Origin of the sequence: Limobrevibacterium gyesilva (assembly GCF_025989185.1) — a bacterium.
Taxonomy (GTDB): Bacteria; Pseudomonadota; Alphaproteobacteria; order Acetobacterales; family Acetobacteraceae; genus Limobrevibacterium; species Limobrevibacterium gyesilva.
Genome location: NZ_JAPDNT010000042.1, coordinates 1 through 23,400, shown reverse-complemented (window position 1 = coordinate 23,400; position 23,400 = coordinate 1). Strand labels below are relative to the sequence as shown.

Sequence of the window (23,400 nt, the reverse complement as noted above, 5' to 3'; positions counted from 1 at the left end):
CGTTGATTTCTGCTTGATGGACCCGCGAGGACTGTCCCGGAATCAACCCGCTCGAATCGACAGCAACGGACATGGCACCTGTGCGCCCCAGGCAGACGGACAAGCATTCCGCACGGTTGCGCATCCTCATTGTCGAGGATACCGCAACCGTGGCGGCGACCATCCAGGCTGGACTGCACCAGGCCGGGATGACGACCGAACTGGCCGTGACCGGCGCCGAGGCGCTGACCCTGAAGGAAAGCTTCCGCCCCGACATCGCCTTGATCGATCTTGGCCTGCCCGATGTCTGCGGGCTGCATCTCGTCGAGCGTTTCGCCCACGACGGCGCATGCGGCGTGATCGTCGTCACCGCCAACGGTGAGGAGACCGCGCGCATCGACGGGCTGGAAACCGGTGCGGACGACTACATCGTCAAGCCGGTGGCGTTACGCGAGCTCGTGGCGCGTGTGCGGGCCCTGCACCGGCGCATGCAGCGGCCGGCGGAGCTGCGTCCGGGCACGATTCTGGTCGACCATGCGCGGCGCAGCCTGGTGGGCCCGACCGGGAAGCGAACCCCGCTGACCGAGGCGGAACTGGCGGCGCTGGAGACGCTGCTGGATGCCGAGGGCGTCAGCGTGTCGCGGGAATGGCTGAGCCGGGCCGCGCTGAAGCGGGCGCCGCATGCGGAAGATCGCAGCGTCGATCAGCTGGTGCTCAAGCTCCGGCGCAAGCTGGCGATGCATGGCGCCTCGCCGCGAACCATCCTGTCCGCCCGCCGTCAGGGTTATGTTATTGCGGACCCGACATTGTTCCGCAGCGCTCCGCTACCGTAATGCGCTGAACCGGAGAACCGCCGCCCTGCCTGATGCGGTTGCGCGCCATGCACCGCATCGTCCGCGAGATTCGTCTGTCAGCGGAAGTTGAATCCAAGGCCGATGGAAACGCCGGGCGCGACATAAGCGGGCGGCGCGTAGACCACCGGCGGCGGCGCGTAGTAGACCGGCGGGGGAGCGTAATACACGCGCGGCGGCGGCGCGTAATAGACCGGCGGGGGCGCATACACGACCCCAGGGCCCCAGCCCCGGTGTCCGTGATGCCAGCCGCGATGCCCATCCCGATCCGCGCGTGCAGGTGCGCCGGCCGCCATCACTGCCAGGGCCGCAACGGCGAGCAGACCCGTCGTGATCACTCGATCCATGCGCATCTTCGTTCTCCTTCATGCCGTGGCCGAGTCGGGCCACACGAAGGACACTGGCCGCCGATCATGGCGAGATCTAGACGAAATAGCCGCCGGATCATGGATTCAGGACGGCCTCACGCCGTCGTGAAGGATGCCGCCCGGTGGGCCGCCTCGGCCAGCGCGGGCAGTCCCGCCGGGCCGCGCGGCGGTTCAGCGACGCCAGCATCCACCGCATCCAGCAGCGCCGGCAAGTCCGACGCGAACGCGAGCGTTTCGCCGGTGGCGTCCTGCAACAGGTACCCGTCGACGCCGGCCACCAGCAGCATGCCCTGCCAGGGTGCCGCGGCCATGAGCGGCTCCAGCAGAACGTGCCCCGCCGCGGGCCCGCTCTTGCGGCGCCAGCCAAGGCGCCGCGCGCGGCACCACCGCGCAAGAATCTGAAGATCCGCCGGATCCAGCATCGCCGCTCTCCGCCGGGACCGCCCAAACACCACATCCTGTGGTCGCGGCCCGATTCGTTGCTGAATATGCCATGAAGCCAGGGAGCAGGTGTTAACAGAAAACGAACCGATCCGGTTTCGTTCCTGAAAATCCCGCCCGCGGCGCCGCGCAGGCGGAGGCGTCAGGGGCCGAGGCGCGCGCAGGCCGCCGCCAGCCACACCCTCTGCTCCGCCGCCAGGTTCGGCCCGACCTCGGCCAGCACCCTGGCGTGATAGGCGTCCAGCCACGCGATCTCGCCCTGGGTCAGCAGGGCGCGGTCCAGCAGTCTGGTGTCGAACGGCGCCAGCGTCAGCGTCTCGAACCGGAGGAACGGCTTGACCGAGGCCGGGGTGTCCGCGGGCTGCACCAGCAGCAGGTTCTCCAGGCGGATCCCGTACTCGCCCGGCGCATAGAATCCGGGCTCGTTGGACAGGATCATGCCGGCGGCCAGCGGCACCGGCCGCGCCGCACGCGACAGGCTCACCGGCCCCTCATGCACGGACAGATAGCTGCCGACGCCATGGCCGGTGCCATGGTCGTAGTCGAGCCCGGCCTGCCACAATGCGGCACGGGCGAATCCGTCCAGATGCGCGCCGGCCACGCCTTGCGGGAACACCAGCGTGGCCATGGCGATATGGCCCTTCAGCACCCGGGTGAACCGGTCGCGCAGCGCCGGCGGCGGCGCGCCGGGCCCCATCCATACGGTGCGGGTGATATCGGTGGTGCCGTCGCAATACTGGGCGCCGCTGTCGATCAGATAGGGCTCGTCCGCGCGCAGTGTGCGGTCGGTTTCCGCGGTCACGCGGTAATGGATGATGGCGCCGTCCTCGCCGGCGCCGGAAATGGCCGGGAAGCTCTCGCCGCGAAAGCCCGGCACGTCCTCGCGCAGGGCCAGCAGGTGGGCGGCCGCCGACAGCTCCGATTCGCGACCGGACGCGGACTCCAGCCAGTGCAGGAAACGGCATACCGCGACGGCGTCGCGCGCATGGGCGTTGCGGGCGCCCTGCTGCTCCACGGCATTCTTGCACGCCTTGGGCAGCATGCACGGGTCCATCTCCGCCACCACCTCGGCCCCCGCCACCCGCAGCGTCTGGGCGAACCAGATGGGCGACCCGGCGGCATCCACCCGCACCCGCTTGCCCGCCAACCGCGCCAGCGCGCCGGCAAGCACGTCACGGTCCTGCACCGAGACGGCGTTGCCCAGCCATTCGCGCGTGCGCGGCGGCAGCTTTTGCGGCGCCATGAACAACTCGCAGCCGGCATCCGCGTGCACGATGGCGAACCCCAGCGCGAACGGCGTGTACGGCACGTCGCTGCCGCGGATGTTCAGCAGCCACGCGACCGAGGCGGGATCGGTGATCACCGCCGCGTCCTGCTTGGCCGTGCGCAGCGCCGCGGCGACTTCCTCGCGCTTCTGCTCGGACGAGCGTCCCGCCAGTTCCAGCGGATGCGGCTCGGCCGGCTGCAACGGCGCTGGCGGCCGGTCGGTCCAGATCGCGTCCACCGGGTTGCGCTCCACCGGCACCATGGCGAGGCCGGCGTCGCTGTAGCGCTGCAGCGCTTCCTCGCTGATCAGCAGCGGGTCGTAGCCGATGCGCGCGCCCGGGGCGTGCCCGGCGATCCAGGCCGGCGGCGGCTCGTCGATGATATGCCGCCGTTCCCACAGCGCCGGATCGGTCTGGGCTGCCAGTTGCAGCATGTAGCGGCCGTCCGTGAACACCGCGGCCCGGTCGGCCAGCACCACGGCGAGGCCGGCGCTGCCGGTAAAGCCGGTCAGCCAGCGCAGCCGTTCGGCGCCGGCGGGCACGTATTCGCCCAGATGCTCGTCCGCCCGCGGAACGATGAACCCGCCCAGGCCCTGGCGCGCCAGTTCTGCCCGCAGATCAACGAGATGTGTGGCATTCATGTGTCACGGTCCCTTGGAAACCATCAGATCAGCTTCACGTCTTGAACATAGCTACTCAAAGACCCATGCGCTCTCCGCATGACTGAAGGGAGGAGTCGATGGGTTATCGGCACAACCGAAATGCTTATGTTGCACTGCATCATGATCGCGCGGCGACCTGCAACGGAGCACGGAGCCCGCCACGATCAAGCCAGGGACTGATACGATGAACGCCCATGTTTCCAAGGAAGAGATCGCTCTTCTGCTTCCGAACAGCCTTTCCCACTACTTCAAGGACGAGGTCGAGTACATGCCGCAGCCGGAGCCCCAGCCGCTCGGCCTGTTCGCCAAGGTCGGCGCCGCCGTGCGCTGGCTGATCGAGATGCCGCGCCGCCGTGCCGTGCTGGACGAGCTGTCCTCGCTGACGGACCACGAGCTGGCCGATATCGGCCTGACCCGTTCGGAGTTGACGCGCGTGTTCGACCCCGAATTCGCCGCCCGGCGCAACGCCGACCGCGCCAGCCTCCGCGCCGCCAACGGCCGCTTCCTCACGGCCTGACTAGGTCCGCAGCACGAGGGTCGTCCACCGTCCCTCGCGCAGCGTGAAGTCCAGCCGGAGTCCCTGCCGCCTGTGGGCAGCCAGCACCCAGCGTGCCTGGCTGTCCAACAGACCGGCGAGGATGGCGGTGCCGCCCGGCGCCAGGTGCCGGGCAAGATGGCGAGCCATGCCGCAGAGCGGCCGCGCCAGGATGTTCGCGAAAATCAGGTCGTACGGCGCCGGGGTCCGCACCACCGGTGACGACCACCCGTCCGCCCGCCGGAAGCGCACCTGCTTCGCCAGCCCGTTCAACGCCGCGTTCTCGGCCGAGACGCGCACCGACCAGGGGTCGATATCGGTGCCCAGCACCGGCCGATGCAGCAGCCGCGCGGCAGCCATGGCCAGGATGCCGGAGCCGGTGCCGAGGTCCAGGATCCGCCGCGGCCGGCGATAGGCCACCCGCTCCAGCGCGCGCAGGCAGCCGCGCGTGGAACCGTGCTCCCCCGAGCCGAACGCCACCCCCGCATCCAGCGTCAGCAGCAGCCTTCCCGGCGTTGCGGGGCCGGACAGATGCGTGCCGCGCACCGCGAAGCGGCGGCCGACGAGCTGCTCGGGAAACGAGTCGTAGGTGCGCGCGAGCCATCCCTCCGCCGGGGTTTCGTGGCGCGACAGCTCCGCATCGACGCCGGTGGCCGCGGCGGCCAGAGCCAGCCCGGTGGCAAGCTCCGCCTCGCCCTCGCCCTGGTCCTTCACCCCTTCGAGGTGCCACAGCCCGGTATCGTCGTCGAGAAACAGACCGACCGTGCCGCAGGCCCCCTGCAGCGCTGCCTCGTAGGCCTCCACGGCATCCTCGGGCACGACGACACTCACCGTCTCAAGCATGGTGGCGTGACGACGGTTCATGTGGCGCGTTCCACGCGACGACTCATTTGGCGCGTTCCACGAAACGATCTAGCACGCGCTTGGCGCCCGCCTTGTCGAAGGCAATATCCAGCTTGTCGTCCTCCGCGGCGGTGACGGTGCCGTAGCCGAATTTCTGGTGGAACACCCGCGCGCCCACGGGAATGGCGTCGGCGCGCGCGGGGCGGGCCGGCTGCTCCCACGCCTCGATGGTGCGGACCGGGCGGCGCGCCACCATCGGGAACTGGCCGCCAAAGCCCGCTCCACCAAAGGACGGGGCCGCGATCATCCGGTCGCGTTGCAGCGCGGCCGAGCCGCTGCGCTCGACCTGCGCGTCCGGCAGTTCGTCGATGAAGCGGCTGGGAATGCTGCTCTGCCAGTTGGCGTAGATGCGCCGGTTGGCGGCATGGCTGACGATGGCGCGGCGGCGCGCACGGGTCAGGCCGACATAGGCCAGCCGCCGCTCCTCCTCCAGCCCCTTCGCGCCGCTTTCGTCCATGGTGCGCTGGCTGGGGAACAGCCCTTCCTCCCAGCCCGGCAGGAATACGGTGTCGAATTCCAGCCCCTTGGCGGCGTGCAGAGTCATCAGCCCGACGCGGTCGGACTCCGCACTTTCCTCGTTCTCCATCACCAGGCTGACATGGTCGAGGAAGCCCGCGAGCGTGTCGAAATCCGCGACCGCCCGCACCAGCTCCTTCAGGTTCTCCAGCCGGCCCGGCGCATCGGCCGACTTGTCCTGCTTCCACATCTCGGTATAGCCGCTCTCGTCGAGCAGGGTGGCGAGTGTCACCACATGGCCGTCGCGCTCCAGCAACTCGCGCCAGCGCGCGAAGCCCGCGAAAAGCTCCTTGATGGCATCACGCACTTTGCCGCGCAGCGCGCCTTCCTCGGCAAGCGACAAGGCGGCGGCGGAAAGCGGGATCTGCCGCTCGCGCGCGCGCTCGTGCATGGCGCGCAGCGCCTGCTCGCCCACCCCGCGGCGCGGCACGTTGACGATACGCTCGAAGGCGAGGTCGTCGGCCGGCTGGTGCAGCATGCGCGCGTAGGCGATGGCGTCGCGGATCTCGGCGCGCTCGTAGAAGCGCAGGCCGCCGACCACGCGATAGGGAATGGCCAGCGTGATCAGCCGCTCCTCGAACGCGCGGGTCTGGAAACCAGCGCGCATCAGCACGGCCATTTCCGCAAGCGCATGGCCGTCGCGGCGCAGCGATTCGATCCGCTCACCGACCATGCGGGCCTCCTCGTCGGAATCCCACAGGCTGACCACGGTGACGCGCTCGCCATCGGCATCGTTGCCGCCGGGACGCAGGGTTTTTCCGAGCCGGCCCTCGTTGTGCGCGATCAGGCCCGAAGCCGCGGCGAGGATCGGCGCGGTGGAGCGGTAGTTGCGCTCCAGCCGGATGATGCGCGCGCCGGGAAAATCCTTCTCGAAGCGCAGGATGTTCTCCACCTCGGCGCCGCGCCAGGAATAGATCGACTGGTCGTCGTCGCCGACGCAGCAGATGTTCTTGTGCGCCTGGGCGAGTAGCCGCAGCCACAGATACTGCACCAGGTTGGTGTCCTGGTATTCGTCCACCAGGATGTAGGGGAACATGCGGTGGTACTGCGCCAGCACGTCCGGATGCCCGCGCAGGATTTCCGTCATGTACAGCAGCAGATCACCGAAATCGGCGGCGTTCAGGGCATGCAGGCGTTCCTGGTAGGCGGCGTACAGCGTGCGGGCCTTGCCATCGGCGAAATCCGTGTCCTCGGCCGGCGTCACCCGCTCCGGCGTCAGGCCGCGATCCTTCCAGCGCTGGATGATCGCCATCAACGCCTGCGGCACCCAGCGCTTGGCGTCGACGCGCCCGGCTTCCATCACCTGCTTCAGCAGGCGCAGCTGGTCGTCGGTGTCGAGGATGTTGAAGCTGCTGCTCAGGCCGACGAGGTCCGCATGCCGGCGCAGCATGCGCGCGCACAAGGCGTGGAACGTGCCCAGCCACAGCCCTTCGGCGGGGCGGCCGAGAATGGCCGACACGCGCTCGCGCATTTCGCGCGCCGCCTTGTTGGTGAACGTCACCGCCAGCACCTGGTTGGGAAAGGCGCGGCCGGTCAGCAGGATATGGGCGAAGCGTGTCGTCAGCACCCGCGTCTTGCCGGTGCCCGCGCCGGCCAGCACGAGCAGCGGGCCGTCGACGGTTTCGACGGCCTCGCGCTGCTCGGCATTCAGGCGGGAGAGGTAGTCATTCATCGCGGGCTGGGCATGATGGGACAGGATTCCGACACGGCAGAGCACAGGATATAGAACGCCTGGCGAACGCGTCCAACCAGCGAAGCAGGGGGAATCCCCGCCGCGCAACCCTGCATGGCGTGGATCGCTTCCTTGCCGCCTCGGCCGGGCTGATGAACGGCAACCGCAACATGCCGCTCGATCTGGCCGCGCTGCCGGCCGCGGCCGACCAGCGGCTGTTGCCGCCGCTCGGTTCGGGCCGCTGACGAGACCGGCTTCGCTTCTATTTCGCTCCGACGGCCCGCACGCCCAGGATGTGGGCGATCGCAAAGGTCAGGTCGGGCCGGTTCAGCGTGTAGAAATGGAACTCGTCCACGCCATTTGCCTGCAGCAGCCGCACCTGCTCAGCGGCCACCACGGCGGCGACCATGCGACGCGTCTCCGGGTCGTCCTCGGTGCCCTCGAACAGGTGCCCCAGCCAGGCCGGCACGCTGGCGCCGTTGAGTGCCGAGAACTTCGCCGCCTGGGCGAAGTTGGACACCGGCATGATCCCCGGCACGATCGGCGCCGTGATCCCGGCCGCGAGGCAGCGATCCAGGTAGCGCAGATAGGTCTCGGTCTCGAAGAAAAACTGGGTGATGGCGCGGCTGGCGCCGGCATCCAGCTTGCGCTTGAGGTTGTCGAGGTCGGCCTCGGCGCTCGCGGCCGCCGGATGCGTCTCAGGATAGGCGGCGACCGAGATCTCGAAATCCGCCACCCGCTTCAGTCCCGCCACCAGTTCGGCGGCGTAGGCGTAGCCCTGGGGATGCGGCGCATAGGCGCCACCGCCGGGCACGTCGCCGCGCAGGGCGACGATATGGCGAACGCCGGCATCCCAGTAGCGCCGCGCCACCTCGTCCACCTCGTCGCGCGTGGCGCCGACGCAGGTCAGGTGTGCGGCGGGCGTCAGCGTGGTGTCGGTGACGATTCGGCTCACGGTGGCGTGCGTGCGCTCCTGCGTGGTGCCGCCGGCGCCGTAGGTGACGGAGACGAAGCGCGGCGCCAGCGGCTCCAGCCGGCGGATGCAGTTCCACAGCTGAGTCTCCAGCGCCTCGGTGCGCGGCGGGAAGAACTCGAAGGACAGGGCCGGCGCCGGGTGGGCCGCGTCGCGCGCGGGCAAGGCGCCGAAACGGGGGCCGGTCAGCCAGCGTTCCAGCGGAGCGAGCACTTCGGCCTGGGATGCGGGCGCGTGGTTCATCCGCCCTGTAAATCGCGGAACGGGCCCCGGGCGCAAGGGGTGTCGCATCAACGTCATCGTGCAAAGCCTTCGCCGCCCTCGATCAGGCTCTATATATAACAGCTTCTGCGACCTGGTTGCTTCCATCCGGCCCGGCCCCCGGCGTATGACGTCGGTCCGTCCGCTCACCGCCGAACCGAGGGTATCGATGCGCGCCATCCTCCAACCTGCCCTGCTGGGCGCCGTCCTCGTCATGTCCGCCGCGGTCATGGGGTGCGCCACGCCTCCGCCGGCCAGCGATCCCGACGCGCTGGCGGAATACAAGGAGAACAACGACCCTCTGGAGCCCACAAACCGGGTCTTCTACAACATCAACAACGGCATCGACGTGGTGATCCTGCGGCCGATCGCGCTTGCCTATCACTATGTCATGCCCGAAACAGTGCGCACCCACACCCATAACGTGCTGACCAACCTGGGCACGCCCGTGGTGCTGGCCAACGACATGCTGCAGGGCAAGCCGCGGCGGGCCGGCGACACGCTGATGCGGATGCTGATCAACAGCACCATCGGCTTGGCCGGCATCTTCGACGTCGCCGGCGACTGGGGCTACCCGCAGCACGACAGCGACGCCGGCATCACGCTGGCGGTCTGGGGGATGCCGGACGGCGCGTACCTGTTCCTGCCGATCCTGGGCCCGAGCAACCCGCGCGACGCCGTCGGCTTCGGTGTCAACCTGCTGATGGACCCCCTGTTCTATGCCAAGGGCGATATCGCGACAGGGCTGAGCTATGGCCGCCTCGGCCTGGGTGCCATTGATGCGCGCGAGCGGGTGCTGACGGACCTCGACAAGATCACCGCCCAGGCGCTGGATCCCTACGCCACCATCCGCAGCCTGGCGCGCCAGCACCGGCATTCGCAGATCGACGACGCCATCAACGACAAGCGCGCCACCAATCCGTGGCCGTCCCAACCCGCGGCGAGCCAGCCGGCCGTGAAAAAAACACCCTGATCTGATAGGTTATGTTCATTGAATGCATTTGGACGGTGTCCCTGACATGCTGACACGACGCACCCTGATCCTCGCTACGGCCGGCCTTGCAGCTGTCCCGCTCGCCGGGCGGCCGGCCGCGGCGGACGCCACGGACCAGGCGCTCGCCTTCATCGACAAGCTCGGCCGCGATCTCACGGCCATCGTGAACGGACCGGCGACGCTGAAGGACAAGCAGGCGGGGCTGGAAAAGATCGTCGACCGCGATGTGGACGTGGTCGAGGTGGCGCGGTTCTGCCTGGGCCGGTTCTGGCGCAGCGCCACCCCCGCCCAGCAGCGCGAGTACACGGAATTGTTCCACAAGGTCCTGGTGAACAACATCACCGGCAAGGTGGGCGAATACCAGGGCGTGAGTTTCATCATCGGCCGTCCGCAGACGCGCGACGATGTCGTGGCCGTGTCCAGCACGGTGATCCGGCCCGGCAATGCGCCGAACAAGGTGGACTGGCTGGTCAGCATGTCCACCGGCGGCCCCAAGATCATCGACGTTATCGCCGAGGGCACCAGCCTGCGCCTGACCCAGCGCAGCGACTATTCCGCCTATCTGGCGCGCAACAACAACAACGTGCAGGCGCTGATCGACGCGATGCGCCAGCAAGCGAACCAGCAGAGCTGACGCGCCGCCGGTGCCGAGCGTTCGCACCGCCACGCTCGATATCGCCTACGAGGCCAGCGGGCCTGAGGGCGGCCCCGTGGTCGTGCTGCTGCACGGCTTCCCCGACGACGTGCGCACCTGGGACGGCGTGGCCCCGAAGCTGGCACGGGCCGGCTGCCGGGTGCTGGTGCCGTGGCTGCGCGGCTACGGCCCGACCCGGTTCCTCGACCCGGCAACGCCGCGCTCGGGCCAGCAGGCGGCGCTGGGGGCCGATCTGCTGGCGTTCCTCGATGCGCTGGACATCCGGCAGGCGAGCCTCGCCGGCTATGACTGGGGCGGCCGGGCGGCCTGCATCGTCGCCGCCCTGTGGCCGCAGCGGGTGCGCGCGCTGGTCTCGATCGGCGGCTACAACATCCAGGACATCGCCGCCGCCGCCCGGCCGGCATCGGCCATGGCCGAATATCGCTACTGGTACCAGTGGTATTTCCACACCGAGCGCGGGCGCTTCGGGCTCGCGCAGAACCGGCGCGAGATCTGCCGGCTGCTGTGGCAGCTCTGGTCGCCCAACTGGCGCTTCGACGACCCCACCTTCGCCCGTACGGCGACGAGCTGGGACAATCCCGACTTCATCGACGTCGTGATCCAGTCCTACCGCCACCGCTACGGCGCCGCCCCCGGCGACCCGGCGCTGGCGCCGATCGAGCAGCGCCTGGCCCTGCAGCCGCCGATCACGGTGCCCACGATCGCGCTGGAGGGCGCGGCGGACGGCGTGGCGCCGCCACCGCAGGCCGATCCGGATGCCCACCGCTTCACCGGCCCCTACCGGCGCCGGCTGGTCCCGGTCGCCGGCCATTTCCTGCCGCGCGAAGCCCCGGATGCGGTGATCGATGCGTTGCTGGAGCTGGGCGCCGCGTCAACGTAAGGCCAGCAGCACCGCGGGCTGGCCGCGCCGGACATGCACCACGGCGTTCTGCCGCCAGCGCCGTCCCAGTGTCGCGGCGCGGGCGCGGTCCAGGCCGAACACGAGCAGGCTGGGCTCCGCCGGCCAGTCCCCGCCATGGCCCCGCCCCTCCGCTTCGGCGAAACGCAACCGGCATCCGCGCAGATACCAACGCAGCCGCGCCATCGCCCGCCGGTTGCGCGGGTGAGGCAGCAGCCGCCCCTGCGGGTTGCAGGCGGTGACGAAGCACCCTGCCCTGGCGCCGCCCCGCGCCAGGGCGCGATCCACCGCCGCGACTCGAACGCCGATCCGGATCACCACGCCGCGGCCAGCCACGCGCGCCCGATAGTCGGTCGCCAGATAGGCCGCCTGCAGCCGCCGGCAGGCCGGGAACACGCGTCAGGCGCCGAAGACGGTGAAGGCCAGCACCCGCTTGGCTTCCTCCAGGACCCGCCGGCGGCCGGCTTCATCCGGCTGCTCGAACGCATAGGCCAGCAGGCGGTCGCCGACCTCGATGGCCAGGCGCAGGCGGAACTCGAACGTCTCCGTCATCTCGATGTCGAAGGCCTCGGACAGGAACGAGCGCACCAGATCCGATACGTTGCCCGAGCCGGCATAGGCTTCCCGGGTCGGCCGGCTGACATAGCGCCCCCCCCCCGGCGCGCCATAGGCGACGGTGCAGAAATCGGGATTGGCTTCGAGATAGGCGGCGAAGGCGTCGATGACCGCGCCCAGGAACGCCGTCTGGTCCGACGGAAACGCCAGCATCATCTGGCCGGCCAGCGCCTCCTGGAACAGCTCCATGTGGCGCACCGCGATCGCATCCACGATGGCCTGCTTGTCCAGGAAGAAGCGATACAGCCCGCCCACCGACAGCCCGGCCTCGGCCGCGATCTGCGCCGTGGTCAACGCCTCCACCGACACGCCGCGGCCCAGCAGCGCCGCGGTCGCCGCCAGCACGCGCTGCACTGTCTCGTGGCTGCGGCCCTGCATGGGCGCACGCCGGGCACTCCCCGCCGCAGGCTGGTCGGGGGCAGGTGCGGCGCGGCGGGAGGCAGGGCGGGAGGCCATGCGTTTCGTCTACCGTCTCATTGCCGATTGCTCAATTGACGCGACCCGATGATTTCGATAAATCCGAACGCGACGTCTTATTCGTGTTCAGGAACAGCGCCGATGTCCATCCCTCTGCACCAGGCCTTTCGTGTCGGCGCCTACGTGGTCAAGCAGCATTTGATCGGCCGCAAGCGCTACCCGCTGGTGCTGATGCTCGAACCGCTGTTCCGCTGCAACCTGGCCTGTGCCGGCTGCGGCAAGATCGACTATCCGCCCGAGATTCTGAACCAGCGCCTGTCCGTCGCCGAATGCCTGGAAGCGGTCGATGAATGCGGCGCCCCCGTGGTGGTGATCGCCGGCGGCGAGCCGCTGCTGCACAAGGAAATCGACCAGGTCGTGCAGGGCATCATCGCCCGCAAGAAGTTCGTGATCGTGTGCACGAACGCCCTGCTGCTGGAAAAGAAGATGGACCTGTTCAAGCCGAACAAGTTCTTCAGCTGGTCGGTGCACCTGGACGGCGACAAGGCCGACCACGACAAGTCGGTCTGCCAGGACGGCGTCTACGATCGCGCCGTCTCCGCCATCGCCAAGGCCAAGGCCGCCGGCTTCCGCACCATCATCAATGCCACCCTGTTCGACGGCGCCGACCCCGACCGCTACGCCGCCTTCTTCGACAGCGTCATGGACATGGGCGTCGACGGCATCTCGGTCTCCCCCGGCTATGCCTATGAGCGCGCGCCGGACCAGGAACACTTCCTCAGCCGCAAGCGCACCAAGGAGCTGTTCCGCGGCATCTTCTCGCGCGAGAAGAAACGGCCGGGCAAGCGGCGCTGGGAGTTCAACCAGTCCGGCCTGTTCCTGGATTTCCTGGCCGGCAACCAGACCTATCATTGCACGCCCTGGGGCAACCCCACCCGCACCTATTTCGGCTGGCAGCGGCCCTGCTACCTGCTCGGCGAAGGCTACGCCAAGACCTTCAAGGAGCTGATGGAAGACACCGACTGGGACAAGTACGGCACCGGCAACTACGAGAAATGCGCCAACTGCATGGTGCACAGCGGCTACGAGGCCACCGCTGTCATGGACTCGGTGAAGCACCCGCTGAAGGCCGCTATGGTAGCACTCAACGGCCCGCGCACGGAAGGCCCGATGGCCCCGGACATCCCGTTGGACCGGCAGCGCCCCGCGGAATACGTCTATTCCAGCCACGTACAAAAGGCGCTGGCGGACATCCGCTCCCGCAAGACCCAGCCGGAGCAGGAATCCATCGACGCCTGAGCCGCCTCAGCCCCGCGTGCTCTCGTACACGAGCACGCGGTAGCCGTCGCGCAGATAGGCATCGCACTCCACCATGCCGATGCCGCCCAGCACCTGGCGCGAGGCGATGTTGCTCTCGCGCGCCACGGCAATGATGCGCGCAAGCCCCGCCCGCTCATGCCCGAAGCGCAAAGCCGCACCGGCCGCCTCGCTGCCATAGCCGCGCCCCTGCGCGGCCGCGACGAACGCGAACCGCAACGCGATCCCCCGCCCGTCCGGCCGCTGGTGCATGCCGACATAGCCGCGGAACGCCTCGGTCACGGCATCGCGCACCGCCCACATGCCCACGCCATGCGCGCCCCAGAACATGATGTCCTCGGCCAACTCCTCCGCCGCCCGCTCCGGCGTACGAACCCCGCCCAGCATCACCGCAAACACCTGCGGATCCGCCTTCAAGGCAACCAGATCCGCCAAATCCCCACCCCCCACCGGCCGCATCACCAACCGCCCGGTGCGAACGATCCAGGTCGGATTCATGGCGGGGGGAAAGGAAGGAAGGCCAGGGCTCTGCCCTGGACCCGCCAAGGGGCAGAGGCCCCTTGGATCCCATGACATAAGGGGTTTGGATAAGCGGGGGCCAACCGTGCCATAGCCACCGGCACAGTCTGCCCCCGCTTATCCAAACCCCTTAAAGTTTCGGGTTCTAAGGGCTCCGCCCTTAGTGGGGTCCAGGGGCAAAGCCCCTGGCCTTCCTTCCCTCCCCCGGCCACGCACCCGCCCTAGCGTTGCAGCGGGCGGTATTTGATGCGGTGGGGTTCGGTGGCGTCGGCGCCGAGGCGGCGGCGTTTGTCTTCTTCGTAGGCTTCGAAGTTGCCTTCGAACCATTCCACGTGGCTGTCGCCTTCGAAGGCGAGGATGTGGGTGGCCAGGCGGTCGAGGAACCAGCGGTCGTGGCTGATGATGACGGCGCAGCCGGCGAAGTCGGTCAGGGCTTCTTCCAGGGCGCGCAGCGTGTCGACGTCGAGGTCGTTGGTCGGTTCGTCGAGCAGGATGACGTTGCTTTCCGACTTCAGCATCTTGGCGAGGTGCACGCGGTTGCGCTCGCCGCCGGAGAGGATGCCGACCTTCTTCTGCTGGTCGGAGCCTTTGAAGTTGAAGGCGCCGACATAAGCGCGCGAGGGCACGGCGCGCTTGCCGAGATAGATCACGTCGGTGCCGCCGCTGATCTCTTCCCACACGGTCTTGTTGGCATCGAGGCTTTCGCGGCTCTGGTCGACATAGCCGAGCTTCACGGTGTCGCCGATGCGCAAGGTCCCGGCGTCGGGGGTTTCCTGGCCGGTGATCATGCGGAACAGCGTGGTCTTGCCGGCGCCGTTGGGGCCGATCACGCCGACGATGCCGCCGGGCGGCAGCTTGAAGTTCAGGTCGTCGATCAGCAGCCGGTTGCCGTAGGCCTTGCGCAGGTCCTCGGCCTCGATGACGGTGCTGCCCAGGCGCGGGCCGGGCGGGATGACGATTTCCGCCACTCCCATCTGCTGCTCCTGGCTCTTCTGCAGCAGTTCCTCGTATTTCTGGATTCGCGCCTTGCTCTTGGTCTGCCGCGCGCGCGGGCTGGAGGCGATCCACTCCGATTCGGCGGCCAGCGCGCGCATGCGGGCGGTCTCTTCCTTCTCCTCCTGCTGCAGACGCTTACGCTTCTGTTCCAGCCAGGACGAGTAGTTGCCTTCGAACGGGTAGCCGCGGCCGCGTTCGAGTTCCAGGATCCAGTTGGTGACGTTCTCCAGGAAGTAGCGATCGTGGGTCACCACCAGCACGGTGCCGGCGTAGTCGCGCAGGGTCTTTTCCAGCCAGGCGACGCTTTCGGCGTCGAGGTGGTTGGTGGGCTCGTCGAGCAGCAGCAGGTCGGGCTTTTCCAGCAGCAGGCGGCACAACGCCACGCGCCGGCGCTCGCCGCCGGAGAGGCTGGTGACCGGGCTGTCGGGCGGCGGGCAGCGCAGGGCGTCGAGCGCGATTTCGATGCGGCGGTCGAGTTCCCAGCCGTCCTCGGCGTCGATCTTCTCCTGCAGCTCGGCCTGTTCGGCCAGCAGGGTGTTCATCTGCTCGTCGTCCATCGGCTCGGCGAAGGCGTGCGAGATCTCGTTGAACCGGTCGATCGCCGCCTTCAGCGGGCCGAAAGCCAGCATGACGTTCTCGGCGACGGTCTTGGTTTCGTCGAGTTTCGGCTCCTGCTCCAGGTAGCCGACGCGCACGCCCTCGGCGGCCCAGGCCTCGCCGCCGTATTCCTTCTCGATCCCCGCCATGATCTTCAGCAGCGTGGACTTGCCGGCGCCGTTGACGCCGAGCACGCCGATCTTCACGCCGGGCAGGAAGGACAGGGTGATGCCTTTGAAGACCTCGCGCCCGCCCGGGAAGGCCTTGGTCAGGTCTTTCATCACATAGACGTACTGGTAGCTGGCCATGAACTGGTTCCTGCGGGCAGCGATGCGGTGATGCCCGGTGTTCTACGGGGGTGCGCGCGCGGGCGCAAATGCCCGGGGGGCATGCGCGCCGCGCGTGCGGTGAAGGGGGATATGCGCCCGGCAGGATTCGAACCTGCGACCAAGCCGTTATGAGCGGCCCGCTCTAACCAACTGAGCTACAGGCGCGTCGCCGCGCGAGCATTCCGCAGACCGACGTCGAGCGCAACCGGGCTCGCCGGGCGCAGGCGGGCCGCAATTAGATGGTCATGTTGCCTGCTGTTGGCAACTCTGCGATCTATCCACATAATATTACGGCTCTGTCACCCCGCGCGTCCAACGCGGGCACGAAAAAAGCCGTGCCTTATCGGCCCTACGCAAGAACTGAGGAGGCGTATCGAATGACTTTGGCCCAACTTGCCATAATCGCCTGCGGCATCGTCGCGGTGATTTATGGCCTGATCACGACCCGCCAGGTGCTGGCGGCGGATGCCGGCACTGCCCGAATGCAAGAGATCTCCGCGGCGGTGCAGGAGGGGGCGCGCGCCTACCTCAACCGCCAGTACACCACGATCGGCCTGGTGGGGATCGTGATCCTGATCCTGCTGTCGGCGACGCTGGGCCTGCGCGTCGGCATCGGCTTCGCCATCGGCGCCGTGCTGTCGGGCGCGGCCGGCTATGTCGGCATGAACGTCTCGGTTCGCGCCAACATGCGCACCGCCCAGGCCTCGCGCCAGGGCCTCGCGGCGGGGCTGGACATCGCCTTCAAGTCGGGTGCGATCACCGGCATGCTGGTGGTGGGGCTCGGCCTGCTGGGCGTGTCCATCTACTACTTCGTGCTGCGCGCCAACATGTCGGGCGACAATCTGCGGCCGGTGATGGAAGCCATGGTGGGGCTGAGCTTCGGCGCCTCGCTGATCTCCATCTTCGCCCGTCTCGGCGGCGGCATCTTCACCAAGGGCGCCGATGTGGGCGCGGACCTGGTGGGCAAGGTCGAGGCCGGCATCCCCGAGGATGACCCCCGCAACCCCGCCGTGATCGCCGACAACGTGGGCGACAACGTGGGCGACTGCGCCGGCATGGCCGCCGACCTGTTCGAGACCTATGCCGTGACCATCGTGGCGACGATGCTGCTGGGCAACATCTTCTTCACCGGCGCGGACGCGGACACGATGATGATGCTGCCGCTGGCCATTGGCGGCGTGTGCATCATCACCTCGGTGATCGGCACCTATTTCGTGAAGCTCGGCAGCAGCAACAACATCATGGGCGCGCTGTACAAGGGCCTGATCGTCACCGGCCTGCTGTCAGTGGTGGCGATCGCGTTCGTCATCGCCTCCATGGTCGGCTTCTCCACGCCGGTGAAGATGGGCGCGAACGGCTCCGTCACCGGGTTCGGCCTGTTCGAGTGCGCGCTGGTCGGCCTGGGCGTGACCGGGTTGCTGGTGTGGATCACCGAGTACTACACGTCCACCGAGTACCGCCCGGTGCGCAGCATCGCGCAGGCCTCCACCACCGGCCACGGCACCAACGTCATCCAGGGCCTCGCGGTCTCGATGGAAGCGACCGCCTTGCCGGTGCTGGTGATCTGCCTTGGCATCATCCTGTCCTACCTGGTGGCGGGCCTGTTCGGCATCGCCGTCGCCGCCACCACGATGCTGTCGCTGGCCGGCATGATCGTGGCGCTGGACGCCTATGGTCCGGTTACCGACAACGCCGGCGGCATTGCGGAAATGGCCGATCTGCCGCCCGATGTTCGCAAGACGACGGACGCGCTGGACGCGGTGGGCAACACCACCAAGGCCGTGACCAAGGGCTATGCCATCGGCTCGGCCGGCCTCGCCTCGCTGGTGCTGTTCGCCGCCTACACGGAGGATCTGCACTACTACTTCCCGAAGCTGAACGTCGATTTCACGCTGCAGAACCCGTACGTGGTCATCGGCCTGTTCATCGGCGGCCTGCTGCCCTACCTGTTCGGGGCCATGGGCATGACCGCGGTCGGCCGGGCCGCCGGCGCGGTGGTGGTTGAGGTTCGTCGTCAGTTCAAGGAGATTCCGGGCATCATGGCCGGCACCGCGAAGCCCGAATACGGCCGCGCGGTGGATATGCTGACCAAGGCCGCGATCCGGGAGATGCTGATCCCCTCGCTACTGCCCGTGCTGGCCCCGATCGCGCTGTATCTCGTCGTCTCCGCCATCGGCGGACGCGCCGCGGGCTTCAGCGCGCTCGGCGCGATGCTGCTGGGAACCATCGTGACCGGCCTGTTCGTCGCCATCTCGATGACCTCGGGCGGCGGCGCATGGGACAACGCGAAGAAATACATTGAGGAAGGCAATCACGGCGGCAAGGGTTCGGACGCGCACAAGGCGGCCGTGACCGGCGATACCGTGGGCGACCCGTACAAGGATACCGCGGGTCCGGCGGTGAACCCGATGATCAAGATCACGAACATCGTGGCGCTGCTGCTACTCGCCATCCTGGCCAGCCTCGCCGGCTGATCGCGACGAAGGCCCCGGGGGAAATACCCCCGGGGCTTTTTCTTCTGACGCATTGATTTCATTACCATTTCGTTTTGCTGCGACGCAGCAATCGCGCATGGACACCTTCGAGACGATGGATTACGTCTGCCGCCGCCACGATATAGCGGCCCGAAGGATACACCCCATGAACGTCGACAAGATCTCCACCGGCAGGAACCCGCCCCACGACATCAACGTGGTGATCGAGATTCCGCAGGGATCAGCGGTGAAATACGAGATCGACAAGGAGTCCGGCGCCATCGTCGTCGACCGGTTCCTGTTCACCCCCACTGCCTATCCGGCCGCATACGGCTTCATCCCCGGCACCCTGGCCGATGACGGCGACCCTGCCGACGTGCTGGTGCTGGTGCCGGCCCAGGTGGTGCCGGGCGCCGTCATCCGCGCCCGTCCGATCGGCATCCTGAAAATGGACGACGAAGCCGGCAACGACACCAAGATCATCTGCGTGCCGCACGACAAGATCCACCCGCAGCACGCGGACGTGGCCGACATCTCCGACCTGCCGACGATCACCCGCCGGGCGATCGAGCACTTCTTCGAGAACTACAAGGACCTCGAGGAGGACAAGTGGGTGAAGGTCGCGGGCTGGGGCGGCCGCGCCGAGGCCGAAGCCGAGATCCTGAAGTCGATCGCGGCGGCCAAGAAGAAATAATCCGAAAAGACGGGCCAGGGGCTTTGCCTCTGGCCCCCGCAGCCGCGCCCGCCGCGCTGCGGCATCTGTTCTGACGCGCAATTTCATCGGTTCATACCAGCGGCCATGAAGAATGACCGCTGGTATGAACCGATGTTGCGTTACGCCGCCCGGCTGACTTCCCGCCCTGTGAGGTCGCGGATCGTCGCCTCGTAGGCGGCGATATGGTTCGCCATGTCCAGATGCGCCTCGGCGTGCTTGCGGGCCCCGATGCGCAGGCGCCGGCCCAGCCTGTCGTCTTCCAGCAGTTCCAGGATGCGCCTGGAGAGGCGTTTCGGGTCCAGGCACGGCGTCAGCAGGCCGGTGCGGCCGTCGGTCAGGAATTCCCGCACCGGCTCCACGTCCGCACCCACGATCGCGCAGCCGCACGCCATCGCCTCGCGCAACGACCAGGAGGGGACGAACGGGTAGGTCAGGTAGACATGCGCGTCCGACCGCTGCAGCAGGCGCAGATACAGGTCATAGCTCACCTGGCCGGGCATCAGCACGCGGCTGGTGTCGTATTTGCCGGCCAGCTCCTTCTCCATGTGCTGGCGCCAGGTGCTGTTGGCCAGTCGCGCGCCGTAGCTGACATCGTCGCCGCCGACCATCACCACTTTCACGTCCGGGCGGGCCCGCAGCAGGTCCGGCAGTGCCCGCATCATCACGTGGAAGCCGCGATACGGCTCCAGGTTGCGCGCCACATAGGTGACCAGCTTGTCCGTGGGCCTGATCGTGAAGTTCTTGATCGCAAGCGGCCTGGCGTGCGCCTTCGGGTCGGGCTTGCACTGGTCCAGCCGCGCCCCCTCCGGCAGCAGGCGGATCTGCTTCTGCGCCCAGTCAGGGTACCGCGTCAGCTGCCAGCGCGTCGGCGTCTGGCCGTGCTGTTGCAGCGCCAGCGCCAGCAGGTTGACCACGTTCATGGCGCGGATGCGCGCATGGTTTCCCTCGGCCACGGGGAACTCGGGGTCGAAGCCGACATCCTGTCCGGTCGGCGAGTAGTAGAACTCGAAATAGCCGAGGATGGGCACGCCCGGCCACACATCCGACAGCTCCAGCAGCTCGCCCCAGCCGTGATGGCCGATGATGATGTCGGGGGTGAAGCCCAGGGTCTTCAGGTTGCCCGCCATCCGCGCGACAATCTCCGCGCGCACCGACGCCGTGCTGAAATCGCGGGCGGCGGGCGGCGTCGTCTCCAGGTTCAGGCGCGGCAGCTGGTAGTTGACGCGCCGCACGCCGGCAAGCCCGTTCACGTTGGGTTCGGTGATGAACACCACCTCGTTCGCGGGATCGGCCAGCAGGTGCCTGACGATGTGCAGGTACTGGCCGGGAAAGTTCTGGTGAACGAACAGGTATTTCAAGCGGGCATCTCGTTTGCGACGCGGCGCGGGCCGGGACCGGGCCGTGCGGGCAGCAGGAAAGCCGGGGCCGGCGCCCGGGATGCGGACGCCGGCGAACCGGTCAGGAGCGCCGGCGGGGCGCCTTGGCCCCGGTCTTCTCACTGGCGGGCTTCTTGGCTGCTGGCTTTGCCTTTGCCCCCACCGGCTTGGCCGCTGCCGGCTTGGTGGCTGCCGGCTTGGTGGCAGTCCGTGGCACGGCCGGGGCAGCCACTTCGGCCACCTGGCCGCGCGGCCGGATATCGATGCGGAACGCCTCCAACGGCGCCAGGCTCTCGGCCTCGCAGGCCTCGCCGGCCTTGACCGGCCCGACCTCTGTGCCATCGACGAAGGTGGCGGAATAGCTGCACTCGAACGCCTCGGCGGCCGCCCCGCGCAGTCGCAGCTTCAGGCCGAGCACCGGCAACGACATGCCGCGGCTGCCACAGAACTGGCCGCCTTCCACCCAGGGCGACAGCCAGCCACGGCCAAGCACGGCCTGGTATTCGATGTCGCCGGCGGCAATGCCGTTGGACGGCGCGATGCCGAAACCTTCGATCCAGCGCTTGCTGCCGGGCTCGCCGAGCCATTCGCCGAGCTCGCCGGGAACGTCACCGCGGCTCTGGATATGCGCCACCACGTCCACGGACCTGGACGCGGCCGGCTGGGCCTGGTGCTGCGGCTGGGCCGCTGCCGCCGCCCCTGCCCCGGGTGCGCCGGCCACCGCGCCGGCGGCGGCGGCACCGTCGGCCAGCCGCAGCACCTGCAGGTTCGGTGCGCCGTCCTGGACGTCCGGTGCCTGGTACACCGTCACCAGGATCTGCGCCGGGCCGCCGACGACGCGAACCAGGGCCGCGTCGCCGAAGCCGCTGAGCCAGCCGTCGTCGCGGAACGTCGCGATCGACACGGCTTCGGGCCGCCCCATCGGCCCCGGCGGGAGCGAGACGCGGACACCCGGCAGCCCGGCCGCCGCATTGATCACCTTCGACGGGCTCTGCACGATGCAGAACAGCCCGGCCTCCAGCGTCATGAGATGTCCGGATACCCGGAGTTCGTTGACAAGCTTGTTGGGGCGCTCGCTGGCGGCTTCGGGCATGCGGATCTCGCTATTCTGTATCTTGATACGGTTTGTTGCGCGGGGCGTATCGGTTAACGGGTGGTGTTCGTCAAAGGCTCATACATCGCCTGCAACCGTTCGCACAGCAAGCAGCGCGTTGTTGATCGCGGGCGCGGGCAGGCCGAGCGGCAACAGCCACCCACGGCCGGTGCGGCGGATACGCTCCGCGGGAACCCCGATATCGAAAGCGGCCACGGCGAGGCCCGCCCGCCAGGCGTGGCCCAGCGTGAAGCACCAGGTTTCCGGCCAGATCGACGGCAGCCACGCCATGTGCGCGCCCTGATCGCGGATCAGCGCGACGGCATCGTCCTCGCGATAGGGGCCGGTCACGAAAACCCGGCCGGTGTCCAGCAGGCGCCCGTCGTCGGGCGTGTGGCCGACGATGGTGAAGGTCAGCGGCAGGCCACGCGCAACCGCGTCGCGGGCGCAGGCCAGCACGACATCATAACCCTTCTCGGTGCCGATGCCGCCGACCACGCAAACGCGCCGCGGGCCGGTGGCCGGCAGGGCTGCGGCGGGCGGCAGATCGGCGTCGTCCTCCAGCGGCTCCACCTCCGGGGCCGCGCCGGGAAAGTGCCGGCGCAGCCGGGCCGCGACATCGGCGGCCGGCACGACCACGCGGCGCGACGCCGCGAGATCGGCCGCCGAACGGGCGCGCAGGGTCGCGACCGGGATGTCCTCGGCGACGTTGCGGCCGAGATCGGTCACGCAGGCTTCGCAAACGGCGGCATCGTCGGGCTCGCCGCAATAGCGCCCCTCCCGGCCGACCAGGGTGATGCGGGGGCAGAACAGGGCGTAGTCGTGCACATGCGTATCGACGGGGATGCCCAGCATCTCCGCCAGTTGCAGCAGCGCATGGTCATGCCCGAGCAGATGGTGCACCTCCATCGCCGCCGGCCGGTCGGCGCGCAGCAGCCGCGCCAGCGCCGCAAGCTCGCCGGGGATGGCGAAGCGCAGGTTGGGGAAGGCGCCGGCGCTGCCGTCGCCGACCAGGCACAGGCCGGGCAGATAGGCGCGCGCGCCTTCGCGCCGCCAGACCGGGCGCAGCACGATCGGGCGCCGCCCCTCGGCCCGCAACGTGGCGCAGCGTTGCCGCACCACCCGCTCCACGCCGCCGCCGCTGTCATGCGTCACCAGGATCACGGCGCCCCTGCGCGACCGGCCGGCACGCCAGCGCGCACTATCCAGCCGCCGCCGCGCCTCGGCGAGCGGATCGGCAGCCTGGAATTCGGCGATGAGGTCGCGGTAGCCGGGATGCACCCGTTCCAGCACGGCAAGGTTGCGGGCGATCAGCTGCGCGCGGGCGGCGCCGAAGGACTGGCCGCCGACATGCGCCACATGGACGCCGGGCACCGCCACGTGCCGCCAGCCCAGATGGCGGGCGCGGATGCAGAAATCGTTCTCCTCGCCGTAGCCCTGGGCGAACAGGTCCTCGCGGAACAGGCCGACGGCGTCCAGGCATTCGCGGCGGATATACATGCAGAACCCGACGGCGGTCGGGATCTCGACGGACATTCCGCCATTGGCGGCGGCGGCCAGCCGCGCCAGGCGCGCATGCGCGGCGGCGTCGGGCGCGGGGTTGGCGGCCGTCGCGTCGGGGTAGCTCAGGATGGTGGCGTCGTTCGACAGCGGCGTGGCCGTGCCGATGTCCGGGACGGCGTGCACCGCGGCGCGCAACCCCTCGAGCCAGCCCGCCGGCACCAGCGTGTCGCTGTTCAGCAGCACGATGTCCGGCCGGTCCGGCAAGGCAGCGGCCGCGCGCAGCCCGGCATTGGCGCTGACCGGAAAGCCTTGATTGGCGGCATGGCTGAGCAGCGTGATGTCGCCGCGGCGCCGCAGCGCCGCCAGCGCCCGCGCCAGCTCCGGCTCCGGCGAGGCGTCGTCGACGACGATGATGCGCGTGCCCGGGGGCGCATGCGCCCGCACCGACGCCAGGCAATCAAGGGTGAGTCGCAAAC

The 23,400-nt window shown here is 68.8% G+C and carries 22 protein-coding genes and 1 tRNA gene; 9 read left to right on the top strand and 14 right to left on the bottom strand.

Features of this window, described 5'->3' with window-relative positions; all coding sequences use genetic code 11:
* The first annotated feature begins 71 nt into the window (after positions 1 to 71).
* A complete protein-coding gene (locus OL599_RS23970; protein WP_264716570.1) occupies positions 72 to 812 on the top strand; it encodes a response regulator transcription factor in 741 nt (246 codons plus the stop codon).
* A gap of 77 nt (positions 813 to 889) precedes the next feature.
* Here OL599_RS23970 and OL599_RS23965 read toward each other — a convergent pair whose 3' ends face one another.
* The 3 genes from OL599_RS23965 to OL599_RS23955 all read right to left on the bottom strand — a co-directional run bounded on the left by OL599_RS23965 (position 890) and on the right by OL599_RS23955 (position 3,545).
* Positions 890 to 1,183, bottom strand: a complete 294-nt coding sequence (locus OL599_RS23965; RefSeq protein WP_264716569.1) for a hypothetical protein — start codon at positions 1,181 to 1,183, stop codon at positions 890 to 892.
* Between the two features lie 110 nt (positions 1,184 to 1,293).
* Positions 1,294 to 1,620: a hypothetical protein gene (locus OL599_RS23960; RefSeq protein WP_264716568.1), complete on the bottom strand. Its 327-nt coding sequence runs from the start codon at positions 1,618 to 1,620 to the stop codon at positions 1,294 to 1,296.
* A 161-nt stretch (positions 1,621 to 1,781) separates the two neighbouring features.
* On the bottom strand, positions 1,782 to 3,545 hold the full coding sequence (locus tag OL599_RS23955) for an aminopeptidase P family protein (RefSeq protein ID WP_264716567.1): 1,764 nt from the start codon (positions 3,543 to 3,545) through the stop codon (positions 1,782 to 1,784).
* Between the two features lie 205 nt (positions 3,546 to 3,750).
* Here OL599_RS23955 and OL599_RS23950 point away from each other — a divergent pair, with 205 nt between their 5' ends.
* Positions 3,751 to 4,083 carry a DUF1127 domain-containing protein gene (locus OL599_RS23950; RefSeq protein ID WP_264716566.1) on the top strand — a complete coding sequence of 111 codons (333 nt, stop codon included), beginning with the start codon at positions 3,751 to 3,753 and terminating at the stop codon, positions 4,081 to 4,083.
* Here OL599_RS23950 and OL599_RS23945 read toward each other — a convergent pair whose 3' ends face one another.
* Together OL599_RS23945 and OL599_RS23940 are read right to left on the bottom strand one after the other, a co-directional pair.
* Positions 4,084 to 4,965: a 50S ribosomal protein L11 methyltransferase gene (locus OL599_RS23945; protein WP_264716565.1), complete on the bottom strand. Its 882-nt coding sequence runs from the start codon at positions 4,963 to 4,965 to the stop codon at positions 4,084 to 4,086.
* Positions 4,966 to 4,987: 22 nt separating this feature from the next.
* The gene (locus OL599_RS23940) at positions 4,988 to 7,192 is read right to left on the bottom strand and encodes an ATP-dependent helicase (protein ID WP_264716564.1); all 2,205 of its coding nucleotides are present in this window, start codon (positions 7,190 to 7,192) and stop codon (positions 4,988 to 4,990) included.
* 119 nt (positions 7,193 to 7,311) lie between these two features.
* Between OL599_RS23940 and OL599_RS23935 the strand changes: the two genes are divergently transcribed.
* On the top strand, positions 7,312 to 7,437 hold the full coding sequence (locus OL599_RS23935; protein WP_264716563.1) for a hypothetical protein: 126 nt from the start codon (positions 7,312 to 7,314) through the stop codon (positions 7,435 to 7,437).
* Positions 7,438 to 7,454: 17 nt separating this feature from the next.
* Here OL599_RS23935 and metF read toward each other — a convergent pair whose 3' ends face one another.
* Entirely contained in the window at positions 7,455 to 8,408 is a 954-nt protein-coding gene (gene metF / locus OL599_RS23930; RefSeq protein ID WP_264716562.1) for a methylenetetrahydrofolate reductase [NAD(P)H], read from the bottom strand.
* A gap of 187 nt (positions 8,409 to 8,595) precedes the next feature.
* Between metF and OL599_RS23925 the strand changes: the two genes are divergently transcribed.
* The 3 genes from OL599_RS23925 to OL599_RS23915 are packed head-to-tail and all read left to right on the top strand — an operon-like array spanning position 8,596 to position 10,955.
* Positions 8,596 to 9,399 (top strand): MlaA family lipoprotein, encoded by an 804-nt coding sequence (locus tag OL599_RS23925; RefSeq protein ID WP_264716561.1) that lies wholly within the window; start codon positions 8,596 to 8,598, stop codon positions 9,397 to 9,399.
* Positions 9,400 to 9,445: 46 nt separating this feature from the next.
* Entirely contained in the window at positions 9,446 to 10,054 is a 609-nt protein-coding gene (locus OL599_RS23920; protein ID WP_264716560.1) for an MlaC/ttg2D family ABC transporter substrate-binding protein, read from the top strand.
* 10 nt (positions 10,055 to 10,064) lie between these two features.
* On the top strand, positions 10,065 to 10,955 hold the full coding sequence (locus OL599_RS23915; RefSeq protein ID WP_264716558.1) for an alpha/beta fold hydrolase: 891 nt from the start codon (positions 10,065 to 10,067) through the stop codon (positions 10,953 to 10,955).
* Here the strand turns inward: OL599_RS23915 and OL599_RS23910 are convergent.
* Positions 10,947 to 11,369: a DUF3293 domain-containing protein gene (locus OL599_RS23910; protein WP_264716557.1), complete on the bottom strand. Its 423-nt coding sequence runs from the start codon at positions 11,367 to 11,369 to the stop codon at positions 10,947 to 10,949. The genes OL599_RS23915 and OL599_RS23910 overlap by 9 nt on opposite strands.
* A gap of 3 nt (positions 11,370 to 11,372) precedes the next feature.
* Positions 11,373 to 12,044: a TetR/AcrR family transcriptional regulator gene (locus OL599_RS23905; protein WP_264716556.1), complete on the bottom strand. Its 672-nt coding sequence runs from the start codon at positions 12,042 to 12,044 to the stop codon at positions 11,373 to 11,375.
* Between the two features lie 102 nt (positions 12,045 to 12,146).
* On the opposite strand from OL599_RS23905, the gene hpnH reads away from it, so the two are divergent.
* Positions 12,147 to 13,304, top strand: a complete 1,158-nt coding sequence (gene hpnH / locus OL599_RS23900; RefSeq protein WP_264716555.1) for an adenosyl-hopene transferase HpnH — start codon at positions 12,147 to 12,149, stop codon at positions 13,302 to 13,304.
* 6 nt (positions 13,305 to 13,310) lie between these two features.
* Here hpnH and OL599_RS23895 read toward each other — a convergent pair whose 3' ends face one another.
* The 3 genes from OL599_RS23895 to OL599_RS23885 all read right to left on the bottom strand — a co-directional run bounded on the left by OL599_RS23895 (position 13,311) and on the right by OL599_RS23885 (position 15,928).
* On the bottom strand, positions 13,311 to 13,820 hold the full coding sequence (locus OL599_RS23895; RefSeq protein WP_264716554.1) for a GNAT family N-acetyltransferase: 510 nt from the start codon (positions 13,818 to 13,820) through the stop codon (positions 13,311 to 13,313).
* Positions 13,821 to 14,062: 242 nt separating this feature from the next.
* Positions 14,063 to 15,742 carry an energy-dependent translational throttle protein EttA gene (ettA, locus tag OL599_RS23890; protein WP_264716553.1) on the bottom strand — a complete coding sequence of 560 codons (1,680 nt, stop codon included), beginning with the start codon at positions 15,740 to 15,742 and terminating at the stop codon, positions 14,063 to 14,065.
* 112 nt (positions 15,743 to 15,854) lie between these two features.
* Positions 15,855 to 15,928, bottom strand: a tRNA-Ile gene (locus OL599_RS23885).
* Positions 15,929 to 16,140: 212 nt separating this feature from the next.
* Between OL599_RS23885 and OL599_RS23880 the strand changes: the two genes are divergently transcribed.
* Complete coding sequence (locus OL599_RS23880; protein ID WP_264716552.1) at positions 16,141 to 18,237, top strand: sodium-translocating pyrophosphatase; 2,097 nt, start codon at positions 16,141 to 16,143, stop codon at positions 18,235 to 18,237.
* A gap of 166 nt (positions 18,238 to 18,403) precedes the next feature.
* Positions 18,404 to 18,931, top strand: coding sequence for an inorganic diphosphatase (gene ppa, locus OL599_RS23875; RefSeq protein ID WP_264716550.1), 528 nt, complete (start codon positions 18,404 to 18,406; stop codon positions 18,929 to 18,931).
* Between the two features lie 140 nt (positions 18,932 to 19,071).
* On the opposite strand, the gene OL599_RS23870 is transcribed toward ppa, so the two are convergent.
* From OL599_RS23870 to OL599_RS23860, 3 genes are all read right to left on the bottom strand, one after another.
* Positions 19,072 to 20,310, bottom strand: coding sequence for a glycosyltransferase (locus OL599_RS23870; RefSeq protein ID WP_264716549.1), 1,239 nt, complete (start codon positions 20,308 to 20,310; stop codon positions 19,072 to 19,074).
* A gap of 100 nt (positions 20,311 to 20,410) precedes the next feature.
* Positions 20,411 to 21,421, bottom strand: coding sequence for a hypothetical protein (locus tag OL599_RS23865; RefSeq protein ID WP_264716548.1), 1,011 nt, complete (start codon positions 21,419 to 21,421; stop codon positions 20,411 to 20,413).
* Positions 21,422 to 21,499: 78 nt separating this feature from the next.
* Positions 21,500 to 23,400, bottom strand: a 1,901-nt coding sequence (locus OL599_RS23860; protein ID WP_264716547.1) for a glycosyltransferase, incomplete at its 5' end; no start/stop codon positions are given.